The sequence below is a fragment of the Thermoactinomyces daqus genome, assembly GCF_000763315.1.
Lineage (GTDB): Bacteria > Bacillota > Bacilli > Thermoactinomycetales > Thermoactinomycetaceae > Thermoactinomyces_A > Thermoactinomyces_A daqus.
Window position 1 is genome coordinate 85,134 of the sequence record NZ_JPST01000014.1, and the last position, 25,712, is coordinate 110,845.

Below are 25,712 nucleotides of genomic sequence, written 5' to 3' on the forward strand. Positions count from 1 at the left end.
TTATACCTCCTTATCAAGCGGTTCGTAATCTTTTCTGAGCGGATGCCCCACCCAATCATCCGGCATCAGAATTCGCCGCAAATTCGGGTGATTTTCAAAGTGAATCCCAAGCAGATCATACGCTTCCCGCTCATTCCAGTCAGCCGCTTTCCACAAATGGGAAACGCTCGGCACTTTCGCTTCGTCCCGCCCGGTCTTGACCCTTACCGCGATTTGATGACCATGCGCAAAGGAATAAAATTGGTAAACCACTTCCATATGCGTCTCATAATCCACTCCCGATAACAGACGCAGATAATCAAACTGGAAGCTCTCTTCCTCCTTCAGCAATTGCGCAAGAGACAGCCAGTGCTCTTTATCCACAACCAACGTCGGAATATGGCTGCCGGCGCGATTGATATACGCCTCCTTGACCGCCCCTTCTCCCAACCGGTCTTTCAGCAGCCGGAGAAAACGGTCCAATTGCGGCTGTAACGGTGACGGTTCCTCCGGTTTCTTCTCCGCTTTCTTTGCCGCTGGCCTCGGTCTCGCACCTGCTGCCGGCCGCGCTTTGCCTGCCCCGGCTGCTCTCGGTGCGCGCGGAACGGAACTCTTCGGCGGCAAACCCGGCTTAGCCGTCACCGGTGCATCGCTTTCTCCTGGTTCTGCCTTTACCGGGTTGTTTTCCTCTCCCTCTTTTTTCTCTGTTTTTGCATCGGCGGAAGGCTCAGGCTGCAATTCCTTTTCCTCTTTTAGCAACTCCTTTTCGTTTTGCTCTTCATGGCTCATCCGTTGGTCACCTTCTTCCCGTGCTTGGCCTCATAGCGGATTTTTTCCTGCAATTTGTGAATGCCGTAGATCAGTGCTGCCGGGTTGGGCGGACAACCGGGAATATAAACATCGACCGGGACAATTTGATCTACTCCTTTGACTACTGAATAGGACTTCACATAAGGCCCGCCCGCCGTCGCACAGGAACCCATGGCAATCACCCATTTCGGTTCCGGCATCTGATCATACAGCCGTCGCAGCAGCGGCCCCATCTTTTTCGTAACAGTCCCGGCGACGATCATCACATCCGATTGACGGGGAGAGGCACGAAAAATCACACCAAACCGATCCAAATCATAATGCGATCCGCCGGTTCCCATCATTTCAATCGCACAACACGCCAGGCCGAACGTCAGCGGCCACAGCGAACTGCTGCGCGCCCATGCCTTGATCTGCTCCAGGTTGGTGGTAAATACATTCCGCTTCAGCTCTTGTTCTTCAAACGGGGTGAAGTTTTCAAAGTTCACTTCCATTCCAACACCTTCTTTTTCCAGGCGTAGAGTAATCCGATGACCAAAAAGAAGACAAAGATGACCATTTCCAGGAGCATCATCAGCCCCATGTCCGACCTCAATGCGTTGTAGCTGACGGCCCAGGGATATAGGAATACCGCCTCCACGTCAAAAATGACAAAAAGAAGGGCAAACAAATAATAGCGGACATTGAACTGAACCCAACTGTCCCCGGTCGGATCAACCCCGCTCTCATAGGTGACGGATTTATCCGCTGAAGGATCGTGCGGCCGCAGCAATCTTCCCACGGATAACGCCACCACCGGCAAGGCGATGCCGACCACAAAAAAAACGGCAATCATGATGATGCTTGTGTCATTGTGCAAACCGATCCACCCTCCTCCGGGTAAAACTTCGGCAAAAAAAACCAAGGAGCGCCTTGGTCAACATCAATCATATGGAGCCCTCATTTCCAGCCACTTTAGCGAATTAATGGGGAAAATTCTGCAATTTTAATCTCTACTTATAACTGAACTGGAACATTAAGCGAAATCGCCTCATCCCGACAAAAACTCCTAAAAATAGACAGATCCGAAAAAAAGCGATGAGGGTTGCTCCTATTGTTTGATTATACAACACTTTCCCAATTGTGAGAAGGTTGACGGTTTGGACAAAAAATTGATCCTGAAAATTCATTGACTCAAAATGCGGGCAAAGTGTTGTTTGTTCTCCGTCCCCGTTCCGTTTTCGATTGTCGAAGGTTCCTGTTCATGATAACCATAAAAAAGCCGGCCGCATGGACCGACTCTGAGAAAAGGCAACCGCAACGCCTGTACTGCTTTTTCGCACCGTTTTCCTTGATCCGAATCCCCGTTATCGGCCACCCCCCATGCATGGGGTAATCCCTTCCCAGGAAGGGAAATTTGCCATGAGATCCTGTTGGCTCCACGGTTCATTCCAAGTTTGAGCTGCTGCGCCAAAAGCCGGACTGCTGGTTTGTTTGCGATGGGCATCCCGGCCGATTGCACACTCGGATTTTACTTGAACAACCCAGCAAGCGCTCCACATGCCCCCCTCACTGACAATGCTCAAGCGAGCCTCACGATGGCTGAATTTTTTCGTCCGAAAGATATAAAAAAAACTCGCTTCCTCTCCCGGAGCCGGGATGCGGATGCGAGATAACGGGCTAATCTGTATCGTTTATTCTTCATTCTGGCCTGGCAGTTCCGCCTTTTCCGCCAAAATTGTAACGCGATCCGAGCGAACTTCAATAAAACCGCCACTCACGTGAAATGTTTCAAAAACGCCGTCCTTTTTGACACGAACCGTTTTTCCTTTAATCGGGCTGACCAAGGGAATGTGTCTGGGCAAAATCCCGATTTCCCCCTCAGCAGCTTTCGTTATCACCATTTCCACTTCTTCGGAATACACCTTTTTCTCAGGTGTCACGATATCCAAAACCATTGTGCTCATGGCCACCCTGCTGCTCCGCTCCCATCCGCTTGCCAGTCCATGTCGGCTATCCGGGACAGGATTCGGCTTCCCAGCAGAAATTCACCTCCTTGCTTCCGGGCGATCACGGGAACCAATCGATTCAACCACAGGAAAACTGCCTGGCACTTTGACGCCAATTCCGTCTTATGGCCGCCAGGCAGTCCTGCGATTCCTCCATCAGATCATGCGGGTATAACCCAGCTTTTTCGCTTTTTCCAGAGCTTCGTCGATGCCGCCGACCATGTAGAAGGCATCTTCCGGAAGGTCATCGTGTTTGCCTTCAAGCACTTCTTTGAAGCTGCGTACCGTTTCTTTGACCGGCACATATACCCCTGGCTGACCGGTAAACTGTTCGGCAACGTGGAAGTTTTGCGAGAGGAATTTTTCCACTTTGCGCGCACGGGCCACCAATTGTTTGTCTTCCTCGGACAACTCGTCCATACCGAGGATGGCGATGATATCTTGCAACTCCTGGTAACGTTGCAGTAGCTGCTGTACACCGCGCGCCACGCGATAATGCTCTTCTCCGACTACATCCGGGGAAAGAATGCGGGAAGTCGAAGCGAGCGGATCCACAGCCGGATAAATCCCTTTTTGCGTCAAACGGCGCTCCAGGTTGGTGGTCGCATCCAAGTGAGCAAAGGTGGTTGCCGGCGCCGGGTCGGTATAGTCGTCGGCCGGTACGTAGATCGCTTGGATCGAGGTAACCGAACCGGTTTTCGTCGAAGTGATCCGTTCCTGCAATTGGCCCATTTCCGTGGCCAGGGTCGGTTGGTAACCCACCGCTGAAGGCATGCGTCCCAACAGGGCCGATACCTCGGAACCTGCCTGGGTGAAGCGGAAGATATTGTCAATGAAGAGAAGAACGTCCTGTCCTTCGCTGTCACGGAAATGCTCAGCCATCGTCAGTCCCGAAAGGGCGACGCGCATCCGTGCCCCTGGCGGTTCGTTCATCTGTCCGAACACCATGACCGTTTTCTCGATAACACCCGAATCCTTCATTTCATGGTACAGGTCGTTCCCTTCGCGGGTACGTTCCCCTACACCGGCAAAAACGGACAAACCGCCGTGCTCTTGTGCGATGTTATGAATAAGCTCCTGAATGAGTACGGTTTTCCCTACTCCCGCACCGCCAAAGAGACCGATCTTTCCTCCCTTGGCATAAGGGCAGAGCAGGTCAACGACTTTAATCCCCGTTTCCAGCATTTGCTGTTCGGTCGATTGCTCTTCAAAGCTGGGGGCCGGGCGGTGGATCGGAAGCTTCAGATCACTGTTAACCGGACCGGCTTCATCGATCGGTTCTCCCAATACGTTAAATACCCGTCCCAATCCCGGGCGTCCAACCGGAACGGAGATCGGCGCACCTGTATCCACTGCTTCCATCCCGCGCACCAATCCATCCGTCGAAGCCATGGCCACCGTACGCACCGTGTTATCCCCGAGATGCAGCGCCGTTTCCAATACCAATTCGCTTCCATCCGCGCGTTTTACCTTAATGGCGTTGTAAATCTCCGGCATGTGCCCCTGGTCAAACTGCACGTCCACAACAGGGCCCATTACCTGTAAGACACGTCCAGTGCTCATCACATTCCCTCCTTAAGCTGCAATTGCATCTATTAAAACGGATTAGCCGTAATCCATCAAAAGGAAAATAAGTCCGTTCTGTTTATCATCCCTGTGCCGAAGCGCCGCCGACAATTTCTGCAATCTCTTGGGTAATGGCCGCTTGACGGGCACGGTTGAACTCAAGCGTCAGTTTTTCAATCAATTCGGTTGCGTTATCCGTTGCATTGCTCATCGCATTCATCTTGGCGGCAAATTCGCTCGCTTTGCCCTCCAACAGCGCGCTGTAGATCAGAGCTTCTGCATAACGCGGCAACAGGACATCCAATACCGCTTCCGGCGAAGGTTCATATTCGTAAACGGCCGTCGCTCCGGCAGCGGTTCCTTCCGAATCCCTCAGTTCTTCACCAGTCAGCGGCAACAGGCGTTTTTCCACTGGACGCTGAATGATCGGATTGATAAATTCGTTGTAAAGGATAAACAGCTCATCAAATTTTTCGTCCGCGTAAAACTGCACCGCTTGTTTGGCGATCTCGTGAACATCGGCAAACTTCGGTGAATCAGATAACCCGGTCACTTCACCGATTACCGGGAGCCCGCGTCGCTTGAGAAAGTCTCTGCCTTTGCGGCCGATGACAAAAATGACGTATTCATCCTGGCTCTGGTGGCGCTCATGTAAAGTCGCCTGCAACTTTCTGAGCAAATTGCTGTTATAACCGCCGCAAAGACCGCGGTCAGAGGTGATGACCAGATAACCGGTCTTTCTCACCGGGCGGGAAACGAGCATGGGATGGTTATATCCTTTTGTTCCCCTGGCGACATTGACGATCACATCATGCATCTTCTCCGCATAAGGCCGTGACGATTCCGCCTGTTCCTGAGCCTTGCGCAATTTGGATGCCGCCACCATTTTCATCGCCTTGGTAATCTGTCTGGTTTTCTCGAACGAGCGAATCCGCCGTTTAATGTCACGCATCGATTGCCCCATCAGTTCACCGCCTTTCCGTTACCCGGCAATGGCCCGGGCCGGTTCATTCCAACCCGGACGCACCTGCCGTCTCAATGATCGTCATTTGTCCGATTTGATAAAGCCTTTTTTAAAGGTTTCAATCGCCTGGATCAGCTTCTCTTCCGTCTCTTTGGTCATCTCTTTCTTTTCACGGATATCCTTGAGGATTTCTTCGTGGTGACTGTCTAAGTGGGCATGGAATTCACTTTCAAAGCGGCGTACATCTTCAACCGCGATATCGTCGAGGTGGCCCTTGGTAACCAAGTAGAGGGAAATAACCTGTTTCTCCACAGGCATCGGCTGATGCTCATCCTGTTTCAAAATCTCAATGGTCCGCTTACCGCGCTCCAGTTTGGCAGCGGTCACTTTGTCGAGGTCGGAGCCGAATTGGGCAAATGCCGCCAAATCGAAGTACTGGGACAAATCAAGACGCAAGGTACCGGATACTTTTTTCATCGCCTTGATCTGTGCCGAACCCCCGACCCGGGAGACCGAAGTACCGGTACTTACCGCAGGACGAACCCCGGCATAGAACAAATCCGATTCCAGGAAGATCTGACCGTCGGTAATCGAAATGACGTTGGTCGGAATATAGGCGGAGATATCCCCGGCTTGCGTTTCGATAAATGGCAATGCCGTTAACGAACCGCCCCCACGGGCATCGGACAATTTGGCCGCACGTTCCAACAGGCGGGAATGCAGGTAGAATACATCCCCCGGGTAAGCTTCACGGCCCGGCGGACGGCGAAGCAGGAGCGAGAGCTCACGGTAAGCCGTCGCCTGCTTGGACAAGTCGTCATAAACGCACAGAACGTGTCCGCCTTTATACATGAAGTACTCACCCATCGCACAACCCGCATACGGTGCCAGGAACAGAAGCGGTGCAGGATCGGATGCGCTGGCCACGACCACGATCGTGTAATCAAGCGCCCCGAAACGACGCAGCTTTTCAACGACATTGGCTACCGTGGATTGCTTTTGTCCGATGGCTACATAGACACAGACCATGTTTTGGTCTTTTTGGTTGATGATCGTATCGATGGCAATCGTCGTCTTCCCGGTCTGCCGGTCCCCGATGATCAGCTCCCGCTGACCGCGGCCGATCGGCACCATCGAGTCAATCGACTTAATCCCGGTTTGCAACGGCTCATGCACTGATTTCCGGTCAATAACGCCAGGTGCAGGAGATTCAACCGGACGGAATTCGGTCGTTTCAATCGGTCCTTTTCCGTCGAGCGGCTGCCCGAGCGGATTGACGACGCGGCCCAGTAACGCCTCACCTACCGGCACTTCCATCAGACGGCCGGTCCGCTTCACCTGATCTCCTTCACGAATATCGGCAAACGGCCCCAAAATAACGATCCCGGCATGGTTCTCTTCAAGGTTGAGCACCATCCCCATCACGCCGTTGCTGAACTCGACAAGCTCACCTGCCATGGCATTCAACAGGCCATGAACCCGGGCGATCCCGTCCCCCACACTGATGACGGTGCCCACATCGGTTACTTCCACTTCAGCCCGGTAATTTTCGATCTGCTCCTTAATGAGAGAGCTGATCTCTTCCGGCTTAATGCTCATATTCGTTCACCCCAATCTTCCCATCTCTGATCTATCCGACTCTGTTTCCGCTCAATCGTTCTCTGAACCGGTTCAACTTGGTACGCAGGCTGCCGTCGTACAAACGGTCTCCCACTTGCACAATCACTCCGCCCAGGATGTCAGAATCCACCTTTTCGGTAATATCCAGCTTTTTGCCGACGATCGGCTCAAAAGCGGCAACCAGTTTTTTGCGGTCTGTGGCGGTAAGCGGAAACGCAGTCGTGACAACTGCTTCGACTATTCCTTTGTGTTCGTTCACCAGGCGCTTGTATTCAGCGAAGGCGTCCTGCACAATGCTTTCGCGCCGGCGATCGGCCAACAGATCGAGAAAGTTTTTCGTGTATTCGTTCAGATTTGCAAAAATGCGTGCAAACACTTCTTTTTTCTGTTCCGCGGCAGTTGTGGGATGCTGTACCCACGTTTTCAGCTCGGGTACGGAGGCAAATGTTTGGGCAATCTGCTCCAGGTCGGTTCCCACCTGGTCAAGGCAATTCTTCTCCAGGGCCACTTCAAACAACGCTTTGGCATACCGTTTCGCTACAACTGAACTCATTGTAATCTTCCTACCTCTTCAAGATAGGTTGCGACCAGTTTGGCCTGCCCTTTTTTATCCAATTCTTTCTCCAACAGCTTGGATGCCAATTGGATGGAGAGCGTCCCAACCTCTTCGCGCAGGCTGGCCAAGGCCTTTTCCTTCTCACGCTTGATTTCGGCCGTCGCCTCCTGAATCATCCGTTCTGCCCGTTCATGCGCTCCTTTGATGATTTCTTCGGCCTCACGCTCGCTTTGCGCTTTGGCGCGCTCAATGATCTCTTTCGCCTCCTGGCGGGTGCGGCTGAGCTCTGCCTTCTGCTCTTCCAGCAGCTTTTCCGCTTCTTTGCGGCTCTCTTCCGCCGATTTGATCTGGCCTTCAATATGATCCTGGCGCTGTTTCATCGTCTGCAGCATCGGGCGAAGAGCGAAGCGGCCTACAAGAAGCATTAAAATAATAAATGCGGCTAATTGAAACAAAATGGTGCCGATCTCGATATGAATCCCACTTTCATAGTGCATCCCATTCACTCCCTTCCGATCATGCCAAATCTATCTCAAAAGCAAAAACCTTCAAATGCCTGGTTTGAATCGCAACCGGACGGGGAAAAAAATGATGGATCCCCGTCCGCCAGAGAAAAAGCCGATTAAAGGATGCCGAGCAACTTCATGATCCCGAACGCAACGGCGATAATCGGCAACGCTTCGACCAGCGCGATTCCGATAAAGGTTTGCCCGAACAGCAATCCGCGGAGTTCCGGTTGACGGGCAATCCCTTCCAGATAGCGAACAAATACCAGACCGTTACCAATCCCACCACCGATGGCAGCGCAAGCCATCAAAATTGCACCAGCTATTACACCCAAATCCATTTCAGTTTCCTCCTCTGATTCTTATTGACAGTTTTTCGATCTTTTTATCAATGATCGGTAGACAATTTCTGCGACATATAAACCATCGCCAGAATTGTGAATACATACGCTTGGATGATGCCGACAAAGACGGAATACCCAATCCAGATGACGTTGAGCGGGATACCGACCCATGCCGCTTTCAGCAGGACAAAGACCAGTACTTCCCCGGCAAAGATATTGGCCCAAAGACGCATTCCGTGCGTAAGCGGTTTGGCGATCTCATCGATGAGATGCAGCGGAAACATCCACCAAAACGGCTGGAAATAGTGGGCTCCGTATTTCTTCGGCGATTTTCTGATTCCTAAGAAATGAGCGACAATGGTAATCACAAATGCCATGGCCAAAGGACCGTTGATATCGGCTGTCGGCGACTTCCACCATGCTGCCGAGACGTGATCGGATTCCGTCACGATGTTAAACATAAGTCCAAGCTGGTTCGCAATGAGAAGATAGAAAAAGAGGGTAAAGGCAAAACTATAAAATTTTTCGCTCGTTTTCGCATCCAGATTGGAACGCACAAGGCCGCGGGTAAACTCCACGAGCATTTCCACCACATTCTGGATGCCGGAAGGCACGAGGGCACGGCGCCGCGTTGCAAGCCAAGCGATGAGGAAAACGGCAACGCAGGTGACGGTCGTTCCGATCATCACGGTAACGTCAAAAGTGATGGGCAGTCCTGCCAAGTGAAATGTAAGCTTGGGAGTATTCTCCATTCTCCGTAGATTCACCCCTTTCTGATTTGGTGGTTGAGACGCCTTGCTTCCCAAAACTCAAGTAGAATGATGAGTATATAGCAAATTGGCAGCCCGAACGGAACGGCCCGAACATCAAACCATCCCGGATATTCAATGGCGATGATGATCGCGAGGGCAACCATGAGATAGCGATTGACCATGCCGGTTCCCCGGTTTCTGGTGCTTCCGGTGAGGATGGCTCGCTCACCGGCGATGCGCACTTTGCGCGACATGTACAGAATATTGTACAAACTTACACAAAGACCGAGAAAAAAACCGGCGACTAATCTCTTCTGCGGGGTAAAAAACCAGATGATCATTAAAATAGCAAGGAATACAATAGTGAGGAACACCACTCGACGACGAATGGTTGTTATGGGATCCATGAGGAGTCATTCCTTTGTCATTGCTTTAATGGTGAAAAATGAACTGATAAAACCAAACACCAATCCGAGCAGTACTCCCGCGAGCAGCATGAATGGTTTGGTTCCCCAAACGGCATCCAGCTTGTTTCCCAACCAAGCCCCACCGATTGTGAGGAAGATGATTTCCATTCCTGCAGAACCAATCATTCCAACAATCCGCCAAGGATTTCCAGTGTTATTCATGAGATCCCCCGTTGGACCTTTAACATTTAGGGAAAGAAGACCGCCTCGGAATAAAATTTTAATCATGATTGGCATCAGGAACTGTCCTTCCCCCTGCCTATAGTAACGAAGGGTCAACGGTGTTGTCAACGCTTTCCCGAAAAGAGTTTTGAACAAATTGTCACATTTGCGGCAAATCGTTTGGTCTCCCCTTGAAAATCCTTGTTGTTTCAAGGAAGTGCCCGTTTTAATTTTACAAATCCAGTTCGTTTTCTAACCAGTCCCCGCTGTCCGCCTCCTCGCGATCCATCATGCCGGCAGCCTTTTATATAAATTTACTTCGTACCAAAAAGCCGATCTCCTGCATCACCGAGCCCGGGTACGATATAACTTTTTTCATTGAGACCCTCATCCACCGCCGCGACATAAATGTCGACATCATGATGATCTGCCTGCACGCGCTCAATCCCTTCCGGTGCGGCGATCAGGCACATCAGCTTGATATTTTTCGCCCCCATTTCCTTCAGGGCACGGATCGCTTCCGAAGCGGAACCTCCTGTTGCCAGCATCGGATCGATCACAATCAGATCCCGTTCGCCGATATCGGACGGCATCTTGGAATAATAGAGCACCGGTTTTAGTGTTTCAGGGTCGCGGTAGAGCCCGATATGGCCCACTTTGGCTGCGGGAATCAATTTCAAAATCCCGTCTACCATCCCGAGCCCGGCCCGCAAAATCGGCACAAGGCCCAGCTTTTTCCCGGCCAGAACCTTGCACTTCGCCGTGGTGACCGGTGTTTCGACCTCCACCTCTCTGAGCGGCATATCGCGGGTAATTTCATAGGCCATCAAGGCGGCCACTTCATCAACCAGCTCACGGAATTCTTTCGTTCCCGTATGTTTGTCACGGATAAAGGTCAGTTTGTGCTGGATCAACGGATGGTCGAATACATAGACATTGCTCACGTTCGGTTCCCCACTTTCTTTGTCATCAGATGACAATTATTTTTGTCCCTATGATATCTAACCATATTCCCTGTCGTCCCTCAAGCATTTCCCTTATTTATCATTGCCAAAGGTTGGTATATTTTTTCTGCCGGGTGTAAAAACAGGAAAAACGCATTTCACCGGCCCAAAAGACATTCATATCATTTCGGCGCAATCCTGGGATGAACCCGGGAAAAATTGAACGATCAGGGGGGACACGAAGCACCGCAAATGCACCGCACAAAAAAACAGGAAACAGAAGGCATCTGCTGTTCTCGCTGACGCCTTCCATTTCCTGCGGTGATCCCTCAGGCCGGATGAAAAGTTAAATTCGCAAGTCCGGATAAAGCGGATATTTTTCCGTCAAGCGGGCCACACGCTGGCGCGCTTCCTCATGCGCAGCCCCGTCTTCCGGATTTTTCAAGGTAAGAGCCATGATGCCGGCGATTTCCTCCATGGCCGGCAAATCCATGCCACGTGAGGTAACTGCAGCGGTACCGATGCGGATTCCGCTGGTGACAAACGGGCTTTCCGGATCGTTGGGAATCGTATTTTTGTTGGTGGTGATGCCGACTTCATCCAACAGATGTTCCGCCGTTTTCCCGGTCAGGCCCAAGTTGCGGACATCAATGAGGATCAAATGGTTGTCCGTTCCCCCCGAAACCAGGTTGAATCCTTGTTGTTTCAAGGAATCCGCCAACCGCCGCGCATTATTGATGATATTTTTGGAATACGTTTTAAACTCATCTGTAAGCGCTTCTCCCAATGCAACCGCCTTTGCGGCAATCACGTGCATCAACGGTCCGCCCTGCACGCCGGGGAAAATCGTTTTATCGATCAACTTTGCGTATTTTTCCTGACACAAAATCATTCCGCCGCGGGGGCCTCTCAGTGTTTTGTGTGTCGTGGTCGTAACAAAGTCGGAGTAGGGCACCGGATTCGGATGGTCTCCCGTGGCCACCAATCCGGCGATGTGAGCCATGTCCACCATCAGGTAAGCGCCCACTTCGTCGGCAATTTCCCTGAACCGGGCAAAATCGATTACACGGGGATAAGCACTGGCACCGGCAACGATCAGTTTCGGCTTATGCTCAAGTGCCAGCTGGCGAACTTTATCATAGTCGATCAGGTGAGTTTGATCATCGACTCCATACGCGACAAAACGATACATTTTGCCCGAAAAGTTGACAGGGCTTCCATGCGTCAGATGACCGCCGTGCGCCAGGTTCATCCCCAAAACGGTATCTCCCGGTTCAAGCACGGAAAAATAAACTGCCATATTGGCTTGAGCGCCGGAATGCGGCTGCACATTGGCATGCTCGGCACCAAAAAGTTCCTTAGCCCGCTGGCGTGCCAGCTCTTCCACCACATCCACATACTCGCATCCGCCGTAATAGCGTTTACCCGGATAACCTTCCGCATACTTGTTGGTCATCACGGTTCCCATCGCTTCCATGACCGCTTCGGACACGAAATTTTCTGAAGCGATCAATTCGATTTTATTCCGTTGACGCCCCAGCTCCTGTCTGATTGCCTCAGCCACTTGCGGATCTCTTTTACGTAAATGTTCCATCGACTGCTCCCCCCATTGAGACCATTTCCTCTATTCTAACAAACCCGGGTTACTTTGCGGAACCTTCCTCTTCAGCTTCCAACAAATAGACAGCCCTGGCCCCGCCGATCAGTTTGGGCCTGGTTTTCGCCATGGTGACGTGTGCCTGCCCCACCTTTTTCAAGCGGGGACGAACGGGAACCGCAACCGGTTTCAGGTGCATTCCGATCAGCGTATCCCCGATATCGACACCGGCATCCGCCTGAATTTTTTCCACCAAAACAGGATGCTCCAAATGGCGAAAGGCGTAGGATGCCATCGCTCCCCCGGCATGGGGAACAGGGATGACCGTCACTTCGGGCAGCGAAAATCGCTCTGCGGTCTCCTGCTCCACCACCAGGGCACGATTCAGATGCTCACAGCATTGGAAGGCGAGCTGAAAACCGGATTCCGCCTGAACTTCGCGAATGCCGGCAAAGATCCGGGCAGCGATTTCCGTGCTTCCTTCCGTACCGATCCGCTTGCCTGCCACTTCACTCGTGCTCACACCGAACACCACCAGATGCCGTTCAGTCAGGGGCATGGCTTCCAGCAAGTCGTGCAAAATCTCCTTTACCTCGTTTTTCAGTGAAGCGAATTCCATCAAGAAAGACTTCCTTCCAGTTGGCTGATTTTTTCCAGGCGCCGGGCATGGCGGTTTCCCTGGAACTCTGCACCAAGCCAGGCGCGCACGATCGATTTGGCCAGATCAGGGCCAACCACGCGTTCTCCGAGTGCCAGGATATTGGCATTATTGTGTTCCCGCGCCATTCTTGCCGAAAATTCATCGGTAACAACAGCACAGCGGATTCCCTTAACCTTGTTTGCGGCAATTGACATCCCGATTCCCGTGCCACAGATCAAAATGCCGAGATCAAATTCCCCTTCAGCCACTTTTTTGGCAACCGGGTAGGCATAATCGGGGTAATCGACGGATTCTTCACAATCACATCCCACATCTTCATAGGCGATGTCCAGTTCGGTCAACAGCTCTTTGACCTCTTTTTTCAGGCGCAGCCCGCCATGATCGGAACCGAGTATAATGCGCATCTGTTTCTCTCCTCCCTTTTTCTGTGACTGAGTCGCAGTGCGGGCGTCAGGCCCTGCCGCGTTCCTGTTGCCGGCCGGGGTGCCCGACTCCCCTTCCAAATCTCCTCAGGCTTCCCTCTATTAGTTAACCACACATCAGCGGGCATCGGAAGAGCGATTCCACTTGGCAACGATTTTACGAATTTCTCGTTCCAATTCGTCGGCACACTGACGATAAACATCGACGGAACCGCCAAACGGGTCGCTCACATCGACGTTGTCCCTCTTTTGCTCCAGGAGAATCAGCAGCTCCTGTTCCCGCTTTCGCAGCGGTACAATCTCTTTTCGCCAGGCCTCTTCCGCTTCTTTGGGCCAAGGCTTGTCCGGTGTCAGGGAATAGCGGGCACGGATCTCAACTCGTTTGTTTTCCATTTCCACATAGATACGATCCAATTGCTGATACAATTCCATGACCTTCGTATTTTGATTCGCATATTCTTTCAAGGTATAAATCTTATCGACACTCTCCGGATAATTATATTGAATATCAAATTTGTGCCGGGCGGTCATCGTCAGGATGAGATCTGCCCAGCGCACCAATTCCGGGCTCAGCATCTGCGACCGATGGGAATGTTCAATTCCCCGCTCCATCAGAACCTGAGATGCCTGTTCGGCTGCCAGCGAACCTTCCATCGCCGAAACGCCGGCCGATTTGACCTCCACTTCGATCCCGGCCTCTTGCGCAATTTTTTTCAAAAGCGCTTCGGCCATCGGGCTCCGGCAGGTGTTCCCCGTGCAAACGAAAAGGATCTTCTTCATTCCGTTCACCCCATTTCATCTGTTCTTCAGTATCAGTTGAACAGATGGATGCTATACGTATCTTTGTCCAATTCAAGAATAATCCGCTTGAGAAAAGGCCGAATTTGCCGGTCCTTTTTTTGCGATGACTGGAATTTGTCTCCTATTTTCTACTTTACTGAAAGGGAGGATCAGGGGCAACAAAAACCATGCCTGCGACGATGCACGAAAATTTAAAATATAAATTTACTGCCCAGGATAATTAAAATGATTCCTCCAAATAATTCACCGTATCCTCCCACCCAGTTCCCGATAAACCGTCCGAGCATCAGCCCGCCGCCGGACATCGCAAACCCGGCAGAGCCAAACATCAAACAGGTCAGCAGCAGATCGGAATGAAACAAGCCGAGACTGAGTCCGGCCGACAGCGAATCAACACTGACACTGAGCGACAACAAAAATATGTTGATCAAGGACTGAATATAAATCCGGGTTTCTTTTTCCCGGCGAATCACATTCATCAGCATGTTCAGTCCCAAAAAACAAAGCATTCCGCCTCCTACAACCACGGCGATGCCCTTCATCACGGTTCCCAGAAATTGTCCCATCATCATGCCCAACAGGGGCATTATTACATGGAAAAGACCAATGGACAGGCTTAGTGACGTCATCTGCCAGAATGATAAACGCCTCATGCCGAGACCGACCCCGAGTGAAAAAGCGTCCATCCCCAGAGCAACCGCAATCATGGTTAATGTCAAGATCTGCCCCCATTGCGCCATCGAAAGATCCATTCCTTTTCCTCCCCTGTCCCGAGGTCCTGCTTGTCACATCGTATGCCGGGCAGACACAAAAAAGAACCAAATGCCCCAAAGAGCACTTGGTTCGTGATCCCGCACACAAAGATATGAACACCGGACCGAAAGCAACCGCAAGATCCCTCACTGGTCAAATCCGTCCGGAATCCGGTTTAACCGCGCTTCCCACATCGAGCACATTTCCGCCGGCTGCTTTCAGAAGGCGGTTCATGACGGAATGATAAAGCCCATGCTCCGGGAAAGCCTCGGCCAAAATCACTTCGACTCCGCGATCATCAAATTCCCGCAAGGCATGATACAGATTCCGCGCGACACTGGCCGGGTTTTCCCGCCGGCCGCAGGCAATCACAACATCGGCAGAAAAATCGCGGCGATATTCCTCCGTCGTCAAAATCCCGACCCTTTTGCCTTGTGATTGATATTCCTGCGCCAACTTCCTCATTTTTCCGTGCATCGGCAAAAGCTCCCCGCGGATCAGCCACATTTGCCCCCTTGGTGCATAATGGCGGTACTTCATCCCCGGAGCGCGCGGCACTTCGTCTTTGGAACGGAGTCCGGGATCCACCTCGACCCGGCCAACCGCCTCTGTCAGCTGTTCCAGGGTAATCCCGCCAGGTCGCAACAAGACCGGGACTTCCGTGCTAACGTCGACGACGGTCGATTCCACTCCGACCCCGGTCGGGCCGCCGTCCAGAATCAGATCGATTCTCCCTGCCAGATCTTCAAACACATGCCGGGCTTCAGTCGGGCTCGGACGTCCCGAACGGTTGGCGCTGGGAGCCGCGACCGGCAGCCCTGTCTCCTGCAACAGGGCGAGCGCCGTCGGATGATCAGGCATGCGAATGCCGACGGTACTTAAGCCCGCCGTCACATTTTCAGCCAGATTTCCCCGGTGAGGCACGACGATGGTCAGCGGCCCCGGCCAAAAACGGTCAATCAGGGACTGAGCCAACGGCGATACCTCTTTGGCCACAAGGCTGACCTGGTTCTTCTCCCCGACATGAACGATCAAGGGGTTGTCAGAAGGGCGCCCTTTGGCCGAAAAAATGCCGTTTACGGCCGATTTGAGCGTGGCTGCTGCTCCCAATCCATACACCGTCTCCGTCGGAAACGCGACAAGCCCTCCCTCGCGAAGGATCCTTGCTCCTTCCCGGATTTCCCTTGTTTGCCTTAGCGCTTCAACTGTTAATGATCCATCCACACGGGCCCATTCTGTTTCTTTGTGATTCACTTTTGATTCCCCTTTACCCTTTGCCCCGTTCTGTTGTTCAACTATCATACCACAATCCGGTCGCCGAGCCGGAGCCGGTTTACGACTGATCCCCGGAAAACCGGGTATAAACCATCGGCGTCCCTTTATAAAGCGAGCGCTCAAAATGTTCGGATTCCTTCAGCACCTCGGGCAGGTCGGCAAACGCGACTTCGACAAAGCCGAGTTCGGAGAAAAAAGAAGTGGAAGCCCCGGCCAGCAGATAAACGTGCGTCAATCCCAGCTTTTTCGCGTAAGCGAGCAAAATCTCCATCATCTTGATCCCCACTTTGCCAATCCAGGAAGCCCTCTCCAGCACAAACGACCGAAGCAACCCGATCGAACCATGCACTTCCATGCCGACAACGCCCACCATCTGCGGGGACTCTCCCTGATCACTTGCCGTTTCCACGACAAAAAAATGGAGCAGATTACTTTCAATCCCCTTATCATTCAACCCCGCATCTTTAATCAACCGGCGAATGCGAAAAAGATCGTGTTCTCCCGCCCGGCGAATCACAAACATATCCGTTTCCTCCTGTTCCGCTTGTCCTACTATAGCGGTATGACAGGAAGCGGATTTCTAGAACCGCCGGCTGTTCATCCCCCGCTCACCAATGCCACCATTTGGCCAGCTGATCCAGCAGCAAAAAACGAACCTGCAATTTTCCTTCAGCCGATGACTTTTCCCGCGCCTGCCCGTTCATTTCCACATAAACATCCTGTGCGGCAGAGGCAGACAGCGTTTGTGTGGTTTCCTTGCCGTCGATCGCATCCCCGTTGGACATGTCGATAAAACAGAGCGGCGGAAACAGGACGCACCACCAGTTGCTCCCCAGCCCTTTTCCGATGGTAATCCGCAATGCTTCATAATTTCCGGCCGGATAAATTTTGTTTCCGTACAATTTCGTCGGGAAGGGAACCTGGCCAAAGTCGACTTTTACCGGATAGGAATAACCGTAATGATGCACCGTCTGTTCGGCAATCCGGCGCAAGAGCGGCAAACGCTCACGAATCGCCCGGCGCGCTTCTTCGATGTTTTTCGGTTTCAGCGCCCACGTCCCGATCTCCCGCACAATCGCATCGCGCACCCGGCGTTTTAACCATTGGTCACCGACGCTGTCGCTGTTGGCCAAAATCCGCAGGCGAATCGCTTGTTTTGGGATTTCCGGAGCCGAAGGCGAAACGGCTCCCGCTTCCGGGCCGGACCCTTCAGCCACATAGGCAAAAACCCAGGCAAAAACCGCTGAAAATAACATGAAAATATGAGTCCATTTTCGCATCGTTCATGCCCTCCTTGTTCCTATCCAAAGTATGGACAAGGAGGGCACAATTTAATCTCATTTTTTCAAAAAATTCACTTAGCCGCTGATGAATCCGATTACCACCCGATCCCGGCCGGCCAAGTCTTGTCTTATTTCCACCCGCTCGGCTCCGGAAATCTTTTTCACCAATCCGGCCACTTCGCCGCCCTGATCCGCGCCGATCTCAAAACAAACCAACCGCTTGCCGCTCCACTTTCCAAATTGCTCCGTAAGAACGCGGTAAGGCTCCAATCCATCCTCACCGCCATCCAGGGCAAGGCGCGGCTCAAACGCCTGCACCTGTTTTTCCAAAGCGGGGATCACGGCGGAAGGAATGTACGGCGGATTGGAAACGAGAACGTCAATCGTCGGCAGATCAGGAAGCAGGGGAGTCAAGTAACTGCCGTGAATCCACGTGATTTTCTCCTTAACCCCATGGCGGTGCGCATTGTCTTTGGCAGTGGCCAACGCCTCCGATGAAAGATCAATGGCTGTCACCTGCCATTCCGGCTTTTCCAAGGCCAGGGTGATGGCGATCGCCCCGCTCCCCGTTCCCACATCGACGACATGCAGAGCCCGCTTCCCCAAGAAACGCTCCGCCTCTTCCAGTACGGTTTCCACCAATCCTTCCGTCTCGGGCCTGGGGATTAAAACCGAGGGATTTACCTGAAACAGCCGCCCGTAAAACTCTTGATCCCCGATGATATATTGCAGCGGCTCTCCGGCAGCCCGCCGGTTCAGCCAATTTTGGAACGGAGCGGTCCACTCCTCTTGCCACGGGTCGCGGAAAAGCAGAAAGAAACGGGCACGATCCACCCCAAGAAAACGCCGCAAAAGGAGTTCCGCTTCAAACTCCGGGGACTCAACCCCCGCTCCCCGCAAAAAAGAGGAAGCCCGCTGGAAGGCTTCCCGAACATTCATGCCCATCAGTTTTTTGCCCCTTTCCCTTCACAAGGCCGGATGTTTAATCGACTCCCGCCTTTTCCAGGAGTGCTGTCTGTTCGTGAAGAATCAATGCATCGATAATTTCTTGCAGATCCCCATCCAGAACCAGATCCAGCTTATGAAGCGTCAGACCGATGCGGTGATCGGTCACCCGGCTTTGCGGGAAGTTATACGTACGAATCCGCTCACTGCGGTCACCGGTACCCACCGCAGATTTGCGTGCGCTCGCCAGCTTTTCCATCTCCTCTTTTTGCTTGAGGTCAAACAAGCGTGCACGCAACACCCGCAACGCTTTCTCTTTGTTGCTGTTTTGCGATTTTTCATCTTGACAGGATACCACGATTCCGGTCGGAATATGCGTAACCCGAACGGCGGATTTTGTCGTGTTCACACTCTGTCCGCCCGGTCCGCTGGAGCAAAAAGTGTCGATGCGGAGATCTTTTTCATTGATCTCCACTTCCACTTCCTCCGCTTCCGGCAGGACAGCTACGGTCGCCGTCGAGGTATGAATCCTTCCACCCGACTCGGTTTCCGGCACCCTCTGCACGCGATGGGCCCCGCTTTCATACTTCAGCCGGCTGTATGCACCGCGCCCCTGAATGGAGAAAACCACTTCCTTGAACCCGCCAAGGCCGGTTGAACTGGCTTCCAGCACTTCCACTTTCCAGCCCTGCCGCTCGGCATAACGCGTATACATGCGGTACAAATCGGCCGCGAACAAAGCCGCCTCATCCCCTCCGGCCGCGCCGCGAATCTCCACAATGACGTTCTTTTCATCATTGGGGTCTTTGGGCAAAAGAAGGATGCAAATGCGCTCTTCCAATGCTTCCTTGCGCTCGGAAAGCTCCTCAATCTCCATTTTTACCAGGTCGCGCATTTCATCGTCCAGTTTTTCTTCCAGCATCGTTTTGGCGTCTTCCAGTTGTTCCACCACTTGCTTATACTCCAGATAAGCCTGATTTTGCTCTTCCAATCCGGCCTGCTCCTTGGAATATTCCCGCAGCTTTTTGGCATCGCCGATCACTTCGGGATCGCAGAGCAACTGACTCAGCTCTTCATACCGTTTGTGAATCGCCTCCAAACGATCTAACACTTTTGCTCACTCCCATTTTTCGCTGCCGGAGTTCTTCTTCCGGCTTCGGCTGACAATTTATTTGAAGGGAAAGTCCTTTCCTCCGAACGTTTTGCTCACGTCATTTGATTTTACCACAAGATTGAAGTTCTTTGGAAGAAAGGGAGGTATTCTCCTTATAATAATGTTATGATGGAAGAAAAACTCGACATTTCCCAGCATAAGGAGCCATCATATGACTGAGGTAATCAATAATGTGCTGAACAACCTTTATACTTTCGGCCCCATTATCGCTCTGTTTTATGTGATCAATCTCTCAGAGAAGAAACGAACCCCGCTCCAGCCGAAATCAGGCCGGGAAATCGCGCTGATCGGCTATCTCCTCATCGGATTTGGCTATGCTGCCAGCTTTTTGATCGGTTTGATGATCCATTTGCGCGGGGACTCCTATTTAGAACTGCTGGGCCAAGTCCCTTCTGGCGACCTGATCCGGAAAATGCAACTGATCGGACTGGGCCTTTGGCTGCCGTCCCTCCTCGGCTTATTGATTTTTATCCCTGTAATGCGCCGCTGGGTCTCCCGGCTCCTTCCAATCGATGCCGATAATCGCATCCATTCCTTTTCCCTGTCCATGAGCATGCTCGTATTCATGCAAATGATCGTCACATTGGGAGTCGGGCTGGACACACTCAGCAAGACCAGCCAGCCGCAGTCGTCTTCCGGTGTTCTCGCCATGCTCTGGTCTCAGGATATCCTGCTCGCCTTTCTGGGATTGATCGGGGTGGGCTGGCTCAGCCGGCGCACGCTCAGCCAAACGCTGGACCGGCTTGGCCTGAAAAAGATCACGACCCGGGAATTGTTGATTGGACTGGCGATCGGGCTGGTGATGATGGTAATCTCCAATCTGGTGGAAAACCTCGCTTATACACAGGGATGGATGGGTGATCCCCACGTGGAGGATTTGACCAATAAGTTGCTCGGACCGCTGTTTACGTCCATTCCCGGGATTCTGACACTCGGACTGGCAGCCGCCTTGGGGGAAGAGATCATCTTCCGCGGCGCCCTCTTGCCGCGGTTCGGCCTCGTTTATACCAGCATCCTATTCGCACTGGTTCATGCCAATTACGGCATCAGCGCGGCAACTCTGGTTGTTTTCCTATTGGCTCTCGTCCTGAGCCTGGTGCGTTACCGCTACAATACAACCGTCTGCATGATCATTCATGCCACGTACAATATCAGCCTGGGCATCCTCAGCTTAAAGTGAATTCAGAAGAAAAAGCTTCCCCCCTCAGTGACGATTGGAAACGCAGGGGGCAAGGATGCGCCCGGCTGCCCGGGCCTGCTGCACTTCCACAGAAAAAAATCTCAACCGCACTGGCTTTATTCAGGCCCGGTTGAGATTTTTTATGTAAGGCGGTCCACTCCGTTTATTGATGGGAAATCAACTCATGGCAATGGCGGCATCGCGCCTCATATTGCTCCAGCGCCCCCACCTGGATGACCGGCTCGTCATCTGCAGCCGGAAGGCCGTCGATCAAACGTTGTGTACGGCTGGCAGGAGCTCCGCATTTTACGCAAATCGCCTGCAATTTGGTCACATATTCGGCAACGGCAAGCAACACAGGCGTCGGTCCAAACGGCTTTCCGCGAAAATCCTGGTCCAGTCCGGCCAGAATCACCCTGATTCCGCGATCAGCCAATTGTTGGCAGATTTCCACAATGGCATCATCAAAGAACTGCACTTCGTCAATCGCGACGACATCGGTATTCTCCGCAAGGCATGAGAGAATCTCTTCCGCTTTGGACACCGGCCGCGCATCGGCGATCAGACCATTGTGAGAAGCAATCGCGTCGCTATGGTAACGGTCATCAATGGCCGGCTTAAACGCCTGTACGTTTAACCGGGCGATTTTGGCACGGCGGATGCGGCGAATCAGCTCTTCGCTCTTCCCGGAAAACATTCCCCCGCAAATCACTTCAATCCAGCCTTCCCGCTCCCTGCCAATAATTCTGTCTGTCATTGATGTTCCTCCCTATGCAGTTTTACCCGTAAAAAAAGCACCCAGCGTTTCAGAAACTGGATGCGATCCCGACAATCCAAACCGTAACTATTTTATCACAGAGCAAAGAAGAAAGTATGAGTACTTTTTACATTTAGCGCCAAAAGATAACAATTCACGATAAAAATAAAAGGCAAGGCCAATACGGTCGCTTGCCTGGAGACTCTTCAGTGTCAAACTGCTTATTTGAGGTTGTATTTCTTTTTGAAACGATCGACACGACCGCCCGCATTCACTGTTTTTTGTTTGCCGGTGTAGAACGGATGGCATTCGGAACAGATGTCCACGCGCAAGTTTTCCACGGTCGATCCGGTTTCAAATGTATTTCCACACGCACAGGTGACAGTAACCAATTTGTATGCCGGATGAATTCCTGCTTTCATGATTCTCACCTCTTTTCCTGGCCTGTAAAAAACAAAATCGATCTATTCGAATCACTGGAGTATTATAGCATGTTTAACAGAGCATCGCAAGGTGGCCGCCCATGGCAAAAGCCGCCACCTTGTCCGGCTAAACAGGAAAATACGCCTGATCCACGGCAAAAGCGGACATCCCAGCCATCCCAGCCGGGAGGCGACGGGCGTCTGCCTGCCGGGATCCGGATCAGAATCGGTTAATAATTTTTCGGGATAATCAATATGGAATAATCAATCGATTATTTCAAAACAAGGAGTGGATTGATAGCCTTGCCATTTTTGCGAACTTCAAAATGAAGATGATAACCCGTCGCTCTTCCGGTCTGCCCCATGTATCCGAGTTGTTGCCCGGTGGAGACCTTTTCCCCCTTGCTCACCATAATACGGCTTAAATGCGCATAGTAGGTGACCCAACCACCTCCGTGATCGATGACAACCAGATTTCCGTAAGTACCGGCGTAACCTGCGCGAACGACGGTTCCTCCGAGCGCTGCATGGATTTCCGTCTGTGACTTGGCCGCATTCCAAATATCTATCCCTTTGTGCATCCGGCCATGGCGCCAGCCAAAATTGCTGGTGATTTGCCCGGTGATCGGCCACCGGAACACATAAGACCCCTGAAAGGGAACAACCGAGCCTTTCACCAGTTTCATTTGGTTTTTACGGTTCTCTTTCTCCACAGGGACCGGAGACGATTGTTTGGGAATCTCCACCTTTTGCGGCACAGCCACCAATTGACCTGCATACGTCGCTTTATCCAAATCGGGATTGAGATGGAGAAGCAGCTCTTTCGTCGTTTTGTACTCCCGGGCCAACCGCTCTGCCGTATCGCCAAACTTCAGACGCACCCATTTGCGAACCAGCGGAATATTCAGCTGTTGCCCCTCTTCCAGAAAGTCGGGATTTTCCAAGCGGTTAAATCGGGCCAGATCCTCATAGGGCATTCCGAAAAAACGGCCGATCGAGGACAAGGTATCCCCATTTTTCACTTGGTATGTGAGTGGTTTTGTCTCCACTGTGGCGGCCAGGTTCCCCTCCGCTACTTGCGAAATCGGGTTTAAATACTGAATGACTGCTTCTTGCGCAATATGTTCCTGGTCGGGGTCCGCATCCATTCCAGCCAAGTGATCCTCAGCAAAAGCCGGATGCTGATCGTTTCCCACCACCCAGGAAGCGGTTGTGGAGATGGCGAGGGAAGAAGCCAACAAGGCACGTTTGGAAGACATGTCAGCACCTCATAAAGATGAAATTTGGGTAATCAACCCGGTATCATCCTTATGCGGGAAAATTGAGTGATATGACAGTTCAGGAAACAGATGTGGTCGGTCGGAGAGATTTCGGTTCCAGCGAAGCGAGAAACTCTTCATTCGTTTTTGTTTTTTTGAGTTTTTTGATCAGCGCTTCCGCATATTCAGGAGAATCGTTGATCGATTTGCGCAGTTGCCAAAGCTTTTCCAATTCGCCTTTGCTAAGCAGAAGCTCTTCGCGGCGGGTACCGGAACGGCGAATGTCGATCGCCGGAAAAACTCTGCGTTCGGCCAGTTTCCGGTCAAGATGCAATTCCAGATTTCCCGTTCCTTTAAACTCCTCGTAGATCACATCGTCCATGCGCGATCCCGTATCCACCAAAGCCGTGGCCAAAATGGTCAAGCTTCCGCCTTCTTCCACATTGCGGGCAGCACCGAAAAAGCGTTTTGGACGGTGAAGAGCCGCCGGATCAATCCCGCCGGATAAGGTGCGTCCGCTCGGAGGGATGACCAGGTTGTAAGCACGAGCCAAACGGGTGATACTGTCGAGCAGGATCACGACATCTTTTTTGTGCTCCACCAGCCTTTGCGCCCGTTCCAGCACCAGTTCCGCCACCTTAATGTGATTTTCCGGCAATTCATCAAAAGTGGAACTGACCACTTCCGCATCGACTGACCGCTGCATGTCGGTCACTTCTTCGGGACGTTCATCGATCAGAAGCACAAACAGTTCGATTTGGGGATAATTCTCCGTGATGCTGTTGGCAATTTCCTTTAAAAGCATCGTTTTCCCCGCTTTTGGCTGGGCTACAATCAAGCCGCGCTGTCCCAATCCGACCGGGGCGATCAAATCCATCATCCGGGTGGAAATCCGTTCCGGAGTCGTTTCCAAGATGAGGCGCTCTTGCGGATAAAGCGGTGTGAGTGCTGCAAAATGAAGCCGTTCCGCCGCTACGTTGGGATCTTCCCCATTTACAGCTTCCACGTGGAGCAATCCGAAGTAGCGCTCATTTTCTTTGGGCGGCCTTACTTTACCGGAGACCAGGTCACCGGTCCGCAAATCGAAACGGCGAATCTGCGAGGCAGAGATGTAGATATCCTCTGAGGAAGGGAGAAAGTTAATCGGGCGCAAAAAACCGTAGCCTTCCGGCAGAACATCGAGAACGCCTTCCATAAACATCAGGCCGTCGCGTTCGGCTTTTGCTTTTAAAATGGCAAAAATCAGTTCTTTCTTTTTCATCTGCGAGTAATAAGGAATCTGATATTCTTTCGCCAGTTTGTACAAATCAACCAACCGGCGGTTTTCCAGCTCGCTCAGCGTGAGCTCCTCCATGGATTGCATCACCACTCGATTCTTGTAAAATAGTCCCCTCCCAAAACAGGGGGAGGGCTCAATTATAGAATAAGATTCGGTTTTTTCTCAAGACGGTGTGTTCCTTCCATAAACCGAACCGTTCCCGTTTTGGCCCGCATGACGACAGAATGGGTTTTTGCCAGATTCCCCTGATAGCGAACCCCTTTCAAGAGTTCCCCGTCGGTCACTCCTGTGGCCGCAAAAATCGCGTCATCTCCCTTGACAAGATCCTCCATGCGCAATACTTTATTCGGATCTTTCAATCCCATGCTGACGCACCGGTTGAACTGCTCCTCATCTTCCGGAAGCAGGCGTCCCTGGATTTCTCCTCCCAGGCATTTCAGCGCCACCGCGGCCAAAACTCCTTCCGGTGCACCGCCGGAACCAAACAAAATATCAACGCCCGTGTCGGGGAAAGCCGTATGGATCGCTGCAGCCACATCCCCGTCAGGAATCAGTTTTATCCTTGCCCCTGCTTTGCGAATCTCCTCAATCAATTTTGCATGGCGGGGACGATCCAGCACAACCGCGACCAGATCCTCGATATCTTTTCCTGACGCTTTAGCAACCGCCTTCAAATTATCCTCCACCGGGGCGTCAATGTCCACCTTGCCCACCGCTTTGGGTCCAACCGCGATTTTATCCATGTACATATCGGGAGCATGAAGCAGACAGCCGCGATTGGCTACGGCAACCACAGAAATCGCGTTCCACAAACCTTTGGCCACGATATTGGTTCCTTCAAGCGGATCAACGGCCACGTCCACCTCCGGCAAATAACCCAGCCCCAACCGTTCCCCGATATAAAGCATCGGCGCCTCATCCATTTCGCCTTCTCCGATCACCACGGTTCCACGCATCGGAATTGTGTCAAAAACGGTACGCATCGCTTCCGTTGCGGCACTGTCCGCCTCGTCTTTTTTGCCAAATCCCATCCAGCGAGCCGAAGCAATCGCCGCCGCTTCTGTCACGCGAACGATTTCCATCGTCAAGCTTCTTTCCACTTTAACCTACCTCCCGTAGCCTTTTATACTTTCGCTTCATGGTATCACATTACCAAAAATAGAGTAACATATTTATGATTATGTTACATCCTATTTAACCGGTGCGGGAACGGCACAGGGAAAAGTGGCATGATGAAAGCGGATCG

31 protein-coding genes are annotated in these 25,712 nt (G+C 52.1%); 2 read left to right on the top strand and 29 right to left on the bottom strand.

All coding sequences use genetic code 11. The features are described from left to right. The 24 genes from JG50_RS0106980 to prfA all read right to left on the bottom strand — a co-directional run bounded on the left by JG50_RS0106980 (position 1) and on the right by prfA (position 19,506). On the bottom strand, positions 1-768 hold the full coding sequence (locus JG50_RS0106980) for an NADH-quinone oxidoreductase subunit C (protein ID WP_052154089.1): 768 nt from the start codon (positions 766-768) through the stop codon (positions 1-3). Then, the gene (locus tag JG50_RS0106985; protein WP_033100394.1) at positions 765-1,283 is read right to left on the bottom strand and encodes a NuoB/complex I 20 kDa subunit family protein; all 519 of its coding nucleotides are present in this window, start codon (positions 1,281-1,283) and stop codon (positions 765-767) included. Before JG50_RS0106985 ends, JG50_RS0106980 begins: the two co-directional genes overlap by 4 nt. Beyond that, positions 1,274-1,624 carry an NADH-quinone oxidoreductase subunit A gene (locus tag JG50_RS0106990; RefSeq protein ID WP_033100550.1) on the bottom strand — a complete coding sequence of 117 codons (351 nt, stop codon included), beginning with the start codon at positions 1,622-1,624 and terminating at the stop codon, positions 1,274-1,276. Before JG50_RS0106990 ends, JG50_RS0106985 begins: the two co-directional genes overlap by 10 nt. A gap of 838 nt (positions 1,625-2,462) precedes the next feature. Then, complete coding sequence (atpC, locus tag JG50_RS0107000; protein WP_081943768.1) at positions 2,463-2,735, bottom strand: ATP synthase F1 subunit epsilon; 273 nt, start codon at positions 2,733-2,735, stop codon at positions 2,463-2,465. Between the two features lie 198 nt (positions 2,736-2,933). Next, positions 2,934-4,340, bottom strand: a complete 1,407-nt coding sequence (gene atpD, locus JG50_RS0107005; protein WP_033100396.1) for a F0F1 ATP synthase subunit beta — start codon at positions 4,338-4,340, stop codon at positions 2,934-2,936. A gap of 85 nt (positions 4,341-4,425) precedes the next feature. After that, entirely contained in the window at positions 4,426-5,307 is an 882-nt protein-coding gene (gene atpG / locus JG50_RS0107010; RefSeq protein WP_033100397.1) for an ATP synthase F1 subunit gamma, read from the bottom strand. A gap of 81 nt (positions 5,308-5,388) precedes the next feature. Next, positions 5,389-6,906: a F0F1 ATP synthase subunit alpha gene (atpA, locus tag JG50_RS0107015; RefSeq protein WP_033100398.1), complete on the bottom strand. Its 1,518-nt coding sequence runs from the start codon at positions 6,904-6,906 to the stop codon at positions 5,389-5,391. A 31-nt stretch (positions 6,907-6,937) separates the two neighbouring features. Beyond that, entirely contained in the window at positions 6,938-7,480 is a 543-nt protein-coding gene (locus JG50_RS0107020; protein ID WP_033100399.1) for a F0F1 ATP synthase subunit delta, read from the bottom strand. Continuing rightward, positions 7,477-7,980 carry a F0F1 ATP synthase subunit B gene (gene atpF, locus JG50_RS0107025; RefSeq protein WP_033100400.1) on the bottom strand — a complete coding sequence of 168 codons (504 nt, stop codon included), beginning with the start codon at positions 7,978-7,980 and terminating at the stop codon, positions 7,477-7,479. Before atpF ends, JG50_RS0107020 begins: the two co-directional genes overlap by 4 nt. Positions 7,981-8,105: 125 nt before the next feature. Next, positions 8,106-8,330 (bottom strand): F0F1 ATP synthase subunit C, encoded by a 225-nt coding sequence (gene atpE / locus JG50_RS0107030; protein WP_033100401.1) that lies wholly within the window; start codon positions 8,328-8,330, stop codon positions 8,106-8,108. A gap of 47 nt (positions 8,331-8,377) precedes the next feature. After that, positions 8,378-9,085, bottom strand: coding sequence for a F0F1 ATP synthase subunit A (gene atpB / locus JG50_RS0107035; protein WP_033100402.1), 708 nt, complete (start codon positions 9,083-9,085; stop codon positions 8,378-8,380). 11 nt (positions 9,086-9,096) lie between these two features. Next, positions 9,097-9,492: an ATP synthase subunit I gene (locus JG50_RS0107040; protein WP_081943769.1), complete on the bottom strand. Its 396-nt coding sequence runs from the start codon at positions 9,490-9,492 to the stop codon at positions 9,097-9,099. Positions 9,493-9,498: 6 nt separating this feature from the next. Beyond that, on the bottom strand, positions 9,499-9,789 hold the full coding sequence (locus JG50_RS0107045; RefSeq protein WP_033100404.1) for an AtpZ/AtpI family protein: 291 nt from the start codon (positions 9,787-9,789) through the stop codon (positions 9,499-9,501). 239 nt (positions 9,790-10,028) lie between these two features. Continuing rightward, a complete protein-coding gene (gene upp / locus JG50_RS0107050) occupies positions 10,029-10,658 on the bottom strand; it encodes a uracil phosphoribosyltransferase (RefSeq protein ID WP_033100405.1) in 630 nt (209 codons plus the stop codon). A gap of 346 nt (positions 10,659-11,004) precedes the next feature. After that, a complete protein-coding gene (locus JG50_RS0107060) occupies positions 11,005-12,252 on the bottom strand; it encodes a serine hydroxymethyltransferase (RefSeq protein WP_033100407.1) in 1,248 nt (415 codons plus the stop codon). A gap of 49 nt (positions 12,253-12,301) precedes the next feature. Continuing rightward, on the bottom strand, positions 12,302-12,874 hold the full coding sequence (locus tag JG50_RS0107065) for a TIGR01440 family protein (protein ID WP_033100408.1): 573 nt from the start codon (positions 12,872-12,874) through the stop codon (positions 12,302-12,304). After that, positions 12,874-13,320 carry a ribose 5-phosphate isomerase B gene (gene rpiB, locus JG50_RS0107070; RefSeq protein ID WP_033100409.1) on the bottom strand — a complete coding sequence of 149 codons (447 nt, stop codon included), beginning with the start codon at positions 13,318-13,320 and terminating at the stop codon, positions 12,874-12,876. The genes JG50_RS0107065 and rpiB overlap by 1 nt, the downstream gene beginning before the upstream one ends. A 135-nt stretch (positions 13,321-13,455) precedes the next feature. Continuing rightward, complete coding sequence (locus tag JG50_RS0107075; protein ID WP_033100410.1) at positions 13,456-14,118, bottom strand: low molecular weight protein arginine phosphatase; 663 nt, start codon at positions 14,116-14,118, stop codon at positions 13,456-13,458. Positions 14,119-14,330: 212 nt separating this feature from the next. After that, complete coding sequence (locus tag JG50_RS0107080; RefSeq protein WP_033100411.1) at positions 14,331-14,891, bottom strand: manganese efflux pump MntP; 561 nt, start codon at positions 14,889-14,891, stop codon at positions 14,331-14,333. Between the two features lie 154 nt (positions 14,892-15,045). Next, complete coding sequence (locus JG50_RS0107085) at positions 15,046-16,146, bottom strand: L-threonylcarbamoyladenylate synthase (protein ID WP_370589382.1); 1,101 nt, start codon at positions 16,144-16,146, stop codon at positions 15,046-15,048. Positions 16,147-16,225: 79 nt separating this feature from the next. After that, positions 16,226-16,690, bottom strand: a complete 465-nt coding sequence (locus JG50_RS0107090) for a GNAT family N-acetyltransferase (RefSeq protein ID WP_033100413.1) — start codon at positions 16,688-16,690, stop codon at positions 16,226-16,228. 85 nt (positions 16,691-16,775) lie between these two features. Beyond that, positions 16,776-17,447 (bottom strand): stage II sporulation protein R, encoded by a 672-nt coding sequence (gene spoIIR / locus JG50_RS19270; protein WP_081943770.1) that lies wholly within the window; start codon positions 17,445-17,447, stop codon positions 16,776-16,778. 78 nt (positions 17,448-17,525) lie between these two features. After that, entirely contained in the window at positions 17,526-18,395 is an 870-nt protein-coding gene (gene prmC, locus JG50_RS0107100) for a peptide chain release factor N(5)-glutamine methyltransferase (protein WP_033100414.1), read from the bottom strand. 37 nt (positions 18,396-18,432) lie between these two features. Next, entirely contained in the window at positions 18,433-19,506 is a 1,074-nt protein-coding gene (gene prfA, locus JG50_RS0107105) for a peptide chain release factor 1 (RefSeq protein ID WP_033100415.1), read from the bottom strand. Between the two features lie 214 nt (positions 19,507-19,720). Here prfA and JG50_RS0107110 point away from each other — a divergent pair, with 214 nt between their 5' ends. Beyond that, complete coding sequence (locus JG50_RS0107110) at positions 19,721-20,749, top strand: CPBP family intramembrane glutamic endopeptidase (protein ID WP_033100416.1); 1,029 nt, start codon at positions 19,721-19,723, stop codon at positions 20,747-20,749. 163 nt (positions 20,750-20,912) lie between these two features. On the opposite strand, the gene JG50_RS0107115 is transcribed toward JG50_RS0107110, so the two are convergent. Further along, the gene (locus JG50_RS0107115; protein WP_033100417.1) at positions 20,913-21,506 is read right to left on the bottom strand and encodes a thymidine kinase; all 594 of its coding nucleotides are present in this window, start codon (positions 21,504-21,506) and stop codon (positions 20,913-20,915) included. A gap of 221 nt (positions 21,507-21,727) precedes the next feature. Beyond that, entirely contained in the window at positions 21,728-21,928 is a 201-nt protein-coding gene (gene rpmE, locus JG50_RS0107120; protein WP_033100418.1) for a 50S ribosomal protein L31, read from the bottom strand. A 69-nt stretch (positions 21,929-21,997) separates the two neighbouring features. On the opposite strand from rpmE, the gene JG50_RS20010 reads away from it, so the two are divergent. After that, on the top strand, positions 21,998-22,162 hold the full coding sequence (locus JG50_RS20010) for a hypothetical protein (protein ID WP_160173826.1): 165 nt from the start codon (positions 21,998-22,000) through the stop codon (positions 22,160-22,162). A 38-nt stretch (positions 22,163-22,200) separates the two neighbouring features. On the opposite strand, the gene JG50_RS18750 is transcribed toward JG50_RS20010, so the two are convergent. From JG50_RS18750 to glpX, 3 genes are all read right to left on the bottom strand, one after another. Continuing rightward, the gene (locus tag JG50_RS18750; RefSeq protein ID WP_052154091.1) at positions 22,201-23,187 is read right to left on the bottom strand and encodes a M23 family metallopeptidase; all 987 of its coding nucleotides are present in this window, start codon (positions 23,185-23,187) and stop codon (positions 22,201-22,203) included. Positions 23,188-23,266: 79 nt separating this feature from the next. Next, positions 23,267-24,541: a transcription termination factor Rho gene (rho, locus tag JG50_RS0107130; RefSeq protein WP_033100554.1), complete on the bottom strand. Its 1,275-nt coding sequence runs from the start codon at positions 24,539-24,541 to the stop codon at positions 23,267-23,269. A gap of 62 nt (positions 24,542-24,603) precedes the next feature. Continuing rightward, positions 24,604-25,566: a class II fructose-bisphosphatase gene (gene glpX / locus JG50_RS0107135; RefSeq protein ID WP_033100419.1), complete on the bottom strand. Its 963-nt coding sequence runs from the start codon at positions 25,564-25,566 to the stop codon at positions 24,604-24,606. Positions 25,567-25,712: the final 146 nt, after the last annotated feature.

What these genes read in the sequence shown, in the direction of transcription:
- JG50_RS0106980 (WP_052154089.1), bottom strand. Translation starts at nt 768, where the DNA reads ATGAGCCATGAAGAGCAAAACGAAAAGGAGTTGCTAAAAGAGGAAAAG.
- JG50_RS0106985 (WP_033100394.1), bottom strand. Translation starts at nt 1,283, where the DNA reads ATGGAAGTGAACTTTGAAAACTTCACCCCGTTTGAAGAACAAGAGCTG.
- JG50_RS0106990 (WP_033100550.1), bottom strand. Translation starts at nt 1,624, where the DNA reads ATGATTGCCGTTTTTTTTGTGGTCGGCATCGCCTTGCCGGTGGTGGCG.
- atpC (WP_081943768.1), bottom strand. Translation starts at nt 2,735, where the DNA reads ATGAGCACAATGGTTTTGGATATCGTGACACCTGAGAAAAAGGTGTAT.
- atpD (WP_033100396.1), bottom strand. Translation starts at nt 4,340, where the DNA reads ATGAGCACTGGACGTGTCTTACAGGTAATGGGCCCTGTTGTGGACGTG.
- atpG (WP_033100397.1), bottom strand. Translation starts at nt 5,307, where the DNA reads ATGGGGCAATCGATGCGTGACATTAAACGGCGGATTCGCTCGTTCGAG.
- atpA (WP_033100398.1), bottom strand. Translation starts at nt 6,906, where the DNA reads ATGAGCATTAAGCCGGAAGAGATCAGCTCTCTCATTAAGGAGCAGATC.
- JG50_RS0107020 (WP_033100399.1), bottom strand. Translation starts at nt 7,480, where the DNA reads ATGAGTTCAGTTGTAGCGAAACGGTATGCCAAAGCGTTGTTTGAAGTG.
- atpF (WP_033100400.1), bottom strand. Translation starts at nt 7,980, where the DNA reads ATGCACTATGAAAGTGGGATTCATATCGAGATCGGCACCATTTTGTTT.
- atpE (WP_033100401.1), bottom strand. Translation starts at nt 8,330, where the DNA reads ATGGATTTGGGTGTAATAGCTGGTGCAATTTTGATGGCTTGCGCTGCC.
- atpB (WP_033100402.1), bottom strand. Translation starts at nt 9,085, where the DNA reads ATGGAGAATACTCCCAAGCTTACATTTCACTTGGCAGGACTGCCCATC.
- JG50_RS0107040 (WP_081943769.1), bottom strand. Translation starts at nt 9,492, where the DNA reads ATGGATCCCATAACAACCATTCGTCGTCGAGTGGTGTTCCTCACTATT.
- JG50_RS0107045 (WP_033100404.1), bottom strand. Translation starts at nt 9,789, where the DNA reads ATGCCAATCATGATTAAAATTTTATTCCGAGGCGGTCTTCTTTCCCTA.
- JG50_RS0107060 (WP_033100407.1), bottom strand. Translation starts at nt 12,252, where the DNA reads ATGGAACATTTACGTAAAAGAGATCCGCAAGTGGCTGAGGCAATCAGA.
- JG50_RS0107065 (WP_033100408.1), bottom strand. Translation starts at nt 12,874, where the DNA reads ATGGAATTCGCTTCACTGAAAAACGAGGTAAAGGAGATTTTGCACGAC.
- rpiB (WP_033100409.1), bottom strand. Translation starts at nt 13,320, where the DNA reads ATGCGCATTATACTCGGTTCCGATCATGGCGGGCTGCGCCTGAAAAAA.
- JG50_RS0107075 (WP_033100410.1), bottom strand. Translation starts at nt 14,118, where the DNA reads ATGAAGAAGATCCTTTTCGTTTGCACGGGGAACACCTGCCGGAGCCCG.
- JG50_RS0107080 (WP_033100411.1), bottom strand. Translation starts at nt 14,891, where the DNA reads ATGGATCTTTCGATGGCGCAATGGGGGCAGATCTTGACATTAACCATG.
- JG50_RS0107090 (WP_033100413.1), bottom strand. Translation starts at nt 16,690, where the DNA reads ATGTTTGTGATTCGCCGGGCGGGAGAACACGATCTTTTTCGCATTCGC.
- spoIIR (WP_081943770.1), bottom strand. Translation starts at nt 17,447, where the DNA reads ATGCGAAAATGGACTCATATTTTCATGTTATTTTCAGCGGTTTTTGCC.
- prmC (WP_033100414.1), bottom strand. Translation starts at nt 18,395, where the DNA reads ATGGGCATGAATGTTCGGGAAGCCTTCCAGCGGGCTTCCTCTTTTTTG.
- JG50_RS0107110 (WP_033100416.1), top strand. Translation starts at nt 19,721, where the DNA reads ATGACTGAGGTAATCAATAATGTGCTGAACAACCTTTATACTTTCGGC.
- JG50_RS0107115 (WP_033100417.1), bottom strand. Translation starts at nt 21,506, where the DNA reads ATGACAGACAGAATTATTGGCAGGGAGCGGGAAGGCTGGATTGAAGTG.
- rpmE (WP_033100418.1), bottom strand. Translation starts at nt 21,928, where the DNA reads ATGAAAGCAGGAATTCATCCGGCATACAAATTGGTTACTGTCACCTGT.
- JG50_RS20010 (WP_160173826.1), top strand. Translation starts at nt 21,998, where the DNA reads ATGTTTAACAGAGCATCGCAAGGTGGCCGCCCATGGCAAAAGCCGCCA.
- JG50_RS18750 (WP_052154091.1), bottom strand. Translation starts at nt 23,187, where the DNA reads ATGTCTTCCAAACGTGCCTTGTTGGCTTCTTCCCTCGCCATCTCCACA.
- rho (WP_033100554.1), bottom strand. Translation starts at nt 24,541, where the DNA reads ATGGAGGAGCTCACGCTGAGCGAGCTGGAAAACCGCCGGTTGGTTGAT.